Below are 6,282 nucleotides of genomic sequence, written 5' to 3'. Positions count from 1 at the left end.
GCGCACGCTCAACGAAACGTGCGCGAGCCTGTTCGGGGTGGAGCTTGGCGCGCTGCTGGCGCGCAACGCAGATGCGGTGGGCGGTGCGCTGCACGGCAGTGCGCCCGCGCTGGCGCACTGGGCGCAGCCGCTGGCGCTGGCGGTTTAAGCGTCGGCCGCAGCCGCCGCCTCAATCCACAATCACCCCACGCCGCACACCCTCACGCGGCGGCGGGCTCGGCTCGCCAAGGATATCGAGCACGGCGTCTTCAATCGTGTTGGACAGCGCGTTGAGCGCGAGGTCGTTGTCTTCGGTGCCGAACGGGTCTTCGAGCTGCGAGGCGATGGCCTCGTGGGCCATGAAGGTGTACGCCACGAACACCGCAAACACGGGCGTGAAGCTGCCGATGCTTTCCACCAGCCCGAACGGCAGCGCAGCGCAGAAGAAGTACACCGTGCGATGGATCATGACCGAGTACGCAAACGGCAGCGGCGTGCCGGCAATGCGCTCGCACCCGCCGATGCTGTTCGACAGCTCGTTGAGGTTGCGGTCGAACGCCAGCGCGGCATACGCATCGAGCGCACCGGCTTGCGTGCGACGCTGCACCCATTCACCCAGCCATTGCACGATGGCGATGGGCCGGTAGCGCGCGGCCATCACGCGTTCGAGCAACGGCGCGGGCAGGCGGGCGGCGAGGTCTTCGCGCGCATCGGTGTGGCGCAACTGGTGACGCAGCGCATGCGGCAGCGCACCCAGCACCTGTGCGAACTCGCGCACGTCGGCATCGGCTGCGGCACCGCTGGTGTCATGCGGGCCATCGGCGCGTGGCAGCGTCAGCGCCTGACGCGTGAGCGAACGCGCCGTGTTGAGCAACTGCCCCCAGAGCTTGCGGGCCTCCCAGTAGCGGTCGTAGCTGGCGTTGTTGCGAAAGCCCAGGAACACCGCCAGCGCAATGCCGACGAGCGAGAACGGCGTCGTGCTCAGGTTGACCGAGATGGGCAGCAGGTGCGCATGCACCGCGATGGCCACCAACGACACGAAGAAGATGAGGAACAGGCGGGGCAGAAGCTGCGGCAGCACCGATCCGCGCCATGCGAGCAGCATGCGGAACCAGTGCAGATGGGGGCGGACAACCATGGGGCAACGAATGAAGAAGGGCTTGGATCTGCCTTACGCGCCAAGCAGCCGGCGCGTCAGCAGGGATTGCATATCGCGCCGGCCATCGGCAATCAGATAGATCACAACCTGATGACCCGACACGCGATAGATGACTCGATAGGGCTTGAATGCGGTTTGCCGGTATTCCTTGATGCCGAGGGCGGACAACTCTTTTGGGTAATTGCCCCGCTCCGGGTGGATCGACAGGTTATCCACCACCTCCATCAATTGATCGAGCACGTAGTTCGCGCTGGCGATGGAATCTGCGTCGGCAATGTAGTCATAGATCGACTCCAGGTCTTGCTCGGCGCCTCGCGTCAACACGACCTGGAACCTTGCGGACGATCTCGCCATCAGCCCTCCGCACGCTTCGCGCGCAGACGGGCAACCACGTCAGCTACGGGCGTGACTTGCCCAGCCGCCACCTCTTGGGCACCCAATGCCAGAATTTTCAGCAGGGCGAGTGTTTCCTGGGTTTCTTCGTAGGAAGCCACGTCTTGCAGAACCGCTTTCGCTTCACCGTTCTGCGTGATGACCAAAGGTTCTCGCTGCTCCGCCAGCTGCGTAAGCACCTCGGCTGCGTTGGCCTTGAGATAGCTGATCGGTTTGACTTGAGATGAGTAGCGCACGGTAGTCCTGGGGCAAAATCAACCAGGACTGAATATAGTCTTTTTATAGTCACCCAACAACCTGGTGGCACGCCTGCCGGCGTTGGGCCTTCAGCACCTGAACGCCCAGCCCCGGCGCTGCGGACGCTGAGTTGCGAGACAGCGTGGTCGACGCAAGCGCGTGCGTCTGCGTCATGCAGGGAACGGGCAATGCCGACAAGTCATGCCACACAACGGCGACCCGGATTTTATGAATTGATTATCTGCATCCGCAAAAACCACGCAGTTTCAAAATCCAAAACACAAATCGCGCAAAGCGAACGCACGCGCTTTACGCCGACCCATGCAGAACCGCACGGCATTCTGCATGTTCAGGTTTGCTGTAAATCAGGTGGTCTGGGTATAGCCGCCCTTGGTCCAGCTGTTGCCGTCCCAGCACCACTCCGTGGTATTGCTGCCGCTGGTGGCATACACGCGGATATGGACCGCGCTGCCGACCAGCCAGCTCGTGACGGAGACGCTATCGCCGGGCTCGCTGAAGGCGCCCGTGTACCACCCCTTCCCGTCATAGCAACGCTCGGTGATCTTGCCACCATTGGCCGTGTACACACGGATCGACGGCACTGTCCCCCACGACGTGGCAGCGGTCTGAACGTTCGACATGTTTTATCTCCAGAATGTGATTTCAATATCCATCAAGTAAATGCATCGAGATTTTCTCGGCATTTACTACGGCCCCGATTCAGGGCTTCGGTAGCATAAGCAAAGAAAATTCCGGCTGCTGCTGAGAGATAAGAAGCACAGATGGAGAGAAAACTTACTGAACAAATGACCGATTTTTCGCGCTTAACCATTATGTTGAGCGCACCCACAAAATAGACAAAAGGCACCAGGGGAGGTGCCTTGATAATGTCTAATCCAAAATGGCTGCAAGCGATGGCATAGACGCCCCGGTAACGAGGCGGAGGCGCGCCGCCCTCCCCCGGCATGAACGCGCCCTGGAAGGACGGCGCCTGACAGAGGAAGGAGCCGCGTCTTACCGCGCCGGTTCCTGCCGACGGGCCGGCAGGATGGACGGATCGCGCTGCAGCATCGCCACGAGGTTGCGTACCAGCAGCTGTGCGTTGTCGCCAGCGGACTGCGCTGCTTGACGCACGGCCGGGTGCAGCGCGCCGGCTGGGCGAGCAGCAATATCTTGCAGGTGGTCGATGACGTCCTGCCGGTGGAGGCCCGCTTCTGCCGTCATGTCTTCGTGCTCGCCGGCAAAACCGGTGAGCATATCGACGGCGCGCCGCAGCGTCTGGACGTTGACGCCCAGCGTTGCGGGCACAAGCCCCGCCTGCGCTGGCGCACGCGGGCCCCCAGGTGGCGGCCGGCGCGGTGAATACACCGGTGGATTGCCCGTCAGCACGCCCACCAGATTGCGGATCAATTGCTGTGGGTTGCCGCCCGCCTGTTCGGCTGCAGCCCGCACGGCCGGGTGCAGACGGTTGCGGGGCACGGCCGCAATGTCCTGCAGATGATCGATCACGTACAGCGCGTGATGTCCGGCTTCTGCAGTCATGTCCACATCGTCCAGGCCGTTGAGCATGTTCACGGCGTCAGACAGCATGTCAGCGCTCACACGCAGCGGCGCCGGATTGGCGAGCAGCAGGTCGGCAACGACGTGGCCTGCATGGAGTGCCAGCAACGCCGTGCTGAACATCGTGACGGATAGCCCGCCAGCGTAGGCATGAGGGTCATTGCGCTGCTCGGCACGTTGCATGTTGTAGTTGCCCATCGCAACGCCGCCCACGCCAGCAGTGAAGAGCGGATGATTCAACGCATATTGCGCGGCAGCAGCCCCGGCGCGAACGCCCACATGCGCGGCTTGCGCACCGGCGTTCGCCAAGACCTGCCTCGCGCCACGCAGGCGCTCCAGCGTGGCAGCCATGCGGCCGCGCGGCAGTTCTTCGACGGCGGTATCCGCAGCCGGCATGCGGGGCACATTCGCAGGCGCGGGCGGCAATGCGGCCAGGGCACCCTCACGGGCACGCGCAGGGCGCTGGCGCAGATCGGACTGAGGATGCGGGCGAGCCTGGCTGGTCGAAGCCTCGCCCGTAGATGGCGGCGGCACGGCCGAAGAACTGGAACCATCAACACGCGGCATGGCAACTCCTGAACAACGGGCAATGGGGGAGCATGCAATGTTGTGGCAACACGCAACCGGCAAGGCCACCCGGCGCGAAACCATGGCCGGTCAAACGAACCCACGCCCACCATCCGCACCGTCGAAAACCGTTGAGCGTTGACGCCGCCGCCCGCCCTTGGAACATCACAGGCGTATTGCTACTCCCTGAATGCCCGCCCAACACTGGCGCTGACACTGACACGGGCCGCCCCCGGCGCGCAGCGGGTGCGCCGTGCCGTCACAACGCTCACTGCACCGCGCCAATGAACGCCGCCAGTTCCGCCGTCTTGGGGCTGGCAAACACCTCCTTGGCGGGGCCGCTTTCATGAATCAACCCCTGGTGCATGAAGACGAGCTGATCGCCCACGTCACGCGCGAAGCGCATCTCGTGCGTGACCATGATCAGCGTCATGCCTTCAGCGGCGAGCTGCTTCACCACGGCCAGCACTTCGTTCACCAGTTCCGGGTCCAGCGCGGAGGTGATCTCGTCGCACAGCAGCACCTTCGGCTGCATGGCGAGCGCCCGCGCAATGGCCACGCGCTGCTGCTGACCGCCGCTGAGCTGATCGGGGTAGGCATCGAACTTATCGGCCAGGCCCACCTTGACGAGCATCTGACGGGCGAGGTCGTTGGCATCGGCCTTCTTCATGCCCTTGACCACCACGGGCGATAGGGCGACGTTCTCGCCCGCTGTGAGGTGCGGAAACAGGTTGAACTGCTGGAACACCATGCCCACGTTCAGGCGCAGCGCGCGCAGTTGCGCGGGCGTGGCCTGCGAGCCCTTGAGCACCGCGTTGTCGACAACGATCTGGCCGTCATCGATGGCCTCCAGCCCGTTGATGGACCGCAGCAGCGTGCTCTTGCCCGAGCCGCTGCGCCCGATGATGGCGACCACCTGGCCGCTTTCCACGCGCAGGTCGACGCCCTTGAGCACATGGTTGTTGCCGTAATGCTTGTGTACGGCGCAGAGATCAACGAGCGGCATAGAGCTTCTTTTCCAGATGAGAGGCGTAAAGAGACAGCGGCCAGCACAGCGCAAAGTACGCAAGGGCCACCAACCCGTAGATGAGGAATGGCTGGAAGGTGGCATTGGCCAGCACCGAACCCAGCTTGGACAGGTCTTCAAACCCGATGATGGACGCCACCGCCGTGCCCTTGACGATCTGCACGGAGAACCCGACCGTGGGCGCAATCGACAGGCGCACCGCCTGCGGCAGCACCACGTGCCGCATCTGCTGGAAGTAGCCCATCGCCAGGCTGGAAGACGCTTCCCACTGCCCGCGCGGAATCGCCTCGACACAGCCGCGCCACACCTCGGCCAGATAGGCGCTGGTGTACAGCGTCAGGCCGATGGCGGCAGCCGTCCACGGCGACATCTCGAACCCCGCCATGGATGCACCAAAGAACACGATGAACATCTGCATGAGCAGCGGCGTGTTCTGGAAGAGCTGGATGTAGGCCTTGCTCACGCGCTGCAGCGTGGCGTTGCGCCCCACGCGGGCAAACAGCACCACCAGGCCGGCGGTGCCGCCCAGCGCAAACGCCATGAGCGACAGCATGAGCGTGGCAAGCAGGCCCTCCCCCAGCTTGAGGAGAATGGGCAACAGAGGAATGTCGGCGATCATGCGGCGTCTCCAACGGAGGCGGCTGCGGTGGTGGTGGCAGCAAGCGGTGCAGCAGACGCCGCAGGCGCGCGGCGCCCCACGACAAAGCGCTGCCCGATCCAGGCCAGCAGCTGACGCAGCAACAGCGCCAGCGCAAAGTACAGCGCCGTCACCACCAGGTAGGTTTCAAACGCGCGGAAGTTGCGCGACTGGATGAAGTTGGCCGCAAAGGTCAGATCCTGCGCGGCAATCTGCGAGACGACCGACGTGCCCAGCATCACGATCACGATCTGGCTGCTCAGCGCCGGCCACACCTTCTGCAGCGCGGGCCGCAGCACCACGTGCCGGAAGATGGCCCAGCGGCTCATCGCCAGCGCGTTGGCGGCTTCGAGCTGGCCACGTGGTGTTTCCTGGATGCCCGCACGCACGATCTCGGTGATGTACGCACCCAGGTTGACCACCGCCGTGAGCAGCGCCGCCTGCCATTCGTTGATCTGCACGCCCAGCGAGGGCAAGCCGAAGAACACGAACATCAACTGCACAAGGAACGGCGTGTTGCGGATGCCCTCCACATACACCTTGAACAGCGCATTGAACGGGGCGATGCGCCAGGCGCGGCACACGCCCCCGGCAATGCCGATGGCGCCGCCGAACACCGCGCCCGCCGCCGTAAGCGCGAGCGTGAATGCCGCGCCCTGCGCGAGCTGGCCGCTGTAACTGAAGACAGCGCCAAAGTCGAATTGATAAGCCATGGAGGTCATC

General features: G+C 63.9%; 9 protein-coding genes. All 9 read right to left on the bottom strand.

Translation table 11 applies throughout. The features are described 5' to 3' along the window. Nucleotides 1-169 precede the first annotated feature (169 nt). Nucleotides 170-1,117 (bottom strand): bestrophin family protein, encoded by a 948-nt coding sequence (locus FUT88_RS16770; RefSeq protein WP_147216800.1) that lies wholly within the window; start codon nucleotides 1,115-1,117, stop codon nucleotides 170-172. Nucleotides 1,118-1,150: 33 nt separating this feature from the next. Continuing rightward, nucleotides 1,151-1,492 (bottom strand): type II toxin-antitoxin system RelE/ParE family toxin, encoded by a 342-nt coding sequence (locus tag FUT88_RS16765; protein ID WP_147216798.1) that lies wholly within the window; start codon nucleotides 1,490-1,492, stop codon nucleotides 1,151-1,153. Then, the gene (locus FUT88_RS16760; RefSeq protein WP_147216796.1) at nucleotides 1,492-1,767 is read right to left on the bottom strand and encodes a type II toxin-antitoxin system Phd/YefM family antitoxin; all 276 of its coding nucleotides are present in this window, start codon (nucleotides 1,765-1,767) and stop codon (nucleotides 1,492-1,494) included. The genes FUT88_RS16765 and FUT88_RS16760 overlap by 1 nt, the downstream gene beginning before the upstream one ends. Nucleotides 1,768-2,133: 366 nt before the next feature. Next, nucleotides 2,134-2,409, bottom strand: coding sequence for a fucose-binding lectin protein (locus FUT88_RS16755; RefSeq protein WP_147216794.1), 276 nt, complete (start codon nucleotides 2,407-2,409; stop codon nucleotides 2,134-2,136). A 32-nt stretch (nucleotides 2,410-2,441) separates the two neighbouring features. Then, nucleotides 2,442-2,735, bottom strand: coding sequence for a hypothetical protein (locus tag FUT88_RS16750; protein ID WP_147216792.1), 294 nt, complete (start codon nucleotides 2,733-2,735; stop codon nucleotides 2,442-2,444). Between the two features lie 47 nt (nucleotides 2,736-2,782). Beyond that, on the bottom strand, nucleotides 2,783-3,895 hold the full coding sequence (locus tag FUT88_RS26795; protein ID WP_261797194.1) for a hypothetical protein: 1,113 nt from the start codon (nucleotides 3,893-3,895) through the stop codon (nucleotides 2,783-2,785). 268 nt (nucleotides 3,896-4,163) lie between these two features. Further along, nucleotides 4,164-4,901: an amino acid ABC transporter ATP-binding protein gene (locus tag FUT88_RS16735; protein WP_027678606.1), complete on the bottom strand. Its 738-nt coding sequence runs from the start codon at nucleotides 4,899-4,901 to the stop codon at nucleotides 4,164-4,166. Next, nucleotides 4,888-5,541 carry an amino acid ABC transporter permease gene (locus tag FUT88_RS16730; RefSeq protein WP_147216790.1) on the bottom strand — a complete coding sequence of 218 codons (654 nt, stop codon included), beginning with the start codon at nucleotides 5,539-5,541 and terminating at the stop codon, nucleotides 4,888-4,890. The genes FUT88_RS16735 and FUT88_RS16730 overlap by 14 nt, the downstream gene beginning before the upstream one ends. After that, on the bottom strand, nucleotides 5,538-6,272 hold the full coding sequence (locus tag FUT88_RS16725) for an amino acid ABC transporter permease (protein ID WP_147216788.1): 735 nt from the start codon (nucleotides 6,270-6,272) through the stop codon (nucleotides 5,538-5,540). Before FUT88_RS16725 ends, FUT88_RS16730 begins: the two co-directional genes overlap by 4 nt. Between the last annotated feature and the right edge of the window lie 10 nt (nucleotides 6,273-6,282).

The sequence above is a fragment of the Ralstonia sp. TCR112 genome (assembly GCF_007997035.1).
GTDB classification, from domain to species: domain Bacteria; phylum Pseudomonadota; class Gammaproteobacteria; order Burkholderiales; family Burkholderiaceae; genus Ralstonia; species Ralstonia edaphi.
Note: the sequence above shows the minus strand (reverse complement) of the source record. Positions and strands in the feature narration are given on the sequence as shown.

Excerpts from the sequence above, each read along its gene's own strand:
- FUT88_RS16765 (WP_147216798.1), bottom strand. The coding sequence starts at position 1,492 with ATGGCGAGATCGTCCGCAAGGTTCCAGGTCGTGTTGACGCGAGGCGCC.
- FUT88_RS16725 (WP_147216788.1), bottom strand. The coding sequence starts at position 6,272 with ATGGCTTATCAATTCGACTTTGGCGCTGTCTTCAGTTACAGCGGCCAG.
- FUT88_RS16730 (WP_147216790.1), bottom strand. The coding sequence starts at position 5,541 with ATGATCGCCGACATTCCTCTGTTGCCCATTCTCCTCAAGCTGGGGGAG.
- FUT88_RS26795 (WP_261797194.1), bottom strand. The coding sequence starts at position 3,895 with ATGCCGCGTGTTGATGGTTCCAGTTCTTCGGCCGTGCCGCCGCCATCT.
- FUT88_RS16755 (WP_147216794.1), bottom strand. The coding sequence starts at position 2,409 with ATGTCGAACGTTCAGACCGCTGCCACGTCGTGGGGGACAGTGCCGTCG.
- FUT88_RS16770 (WP_147216800.1), bottom strand. The coding sequence starts at position 1,117 with ATGGTTGTCCGCCCCCATCTGCACTGGTTCCGCATGCTGCTCGCATGG.
- FUT88_RS16750 (WP_147216792.1), bottom strand. The coding sequence starts at position 2,735 with ATGCCGGGGGAGGGCGGCGCGCCTCCGCCTCGTTACCGGGGCGTCTAT.
- FUT88_RS16735 (WP_027678606.1), bottom strand. The coding sequence starts at position 4,901 with ATGCCGCTCGTTGATCTCTGCGCCGTACACAAGCATTACGGCAACAAC.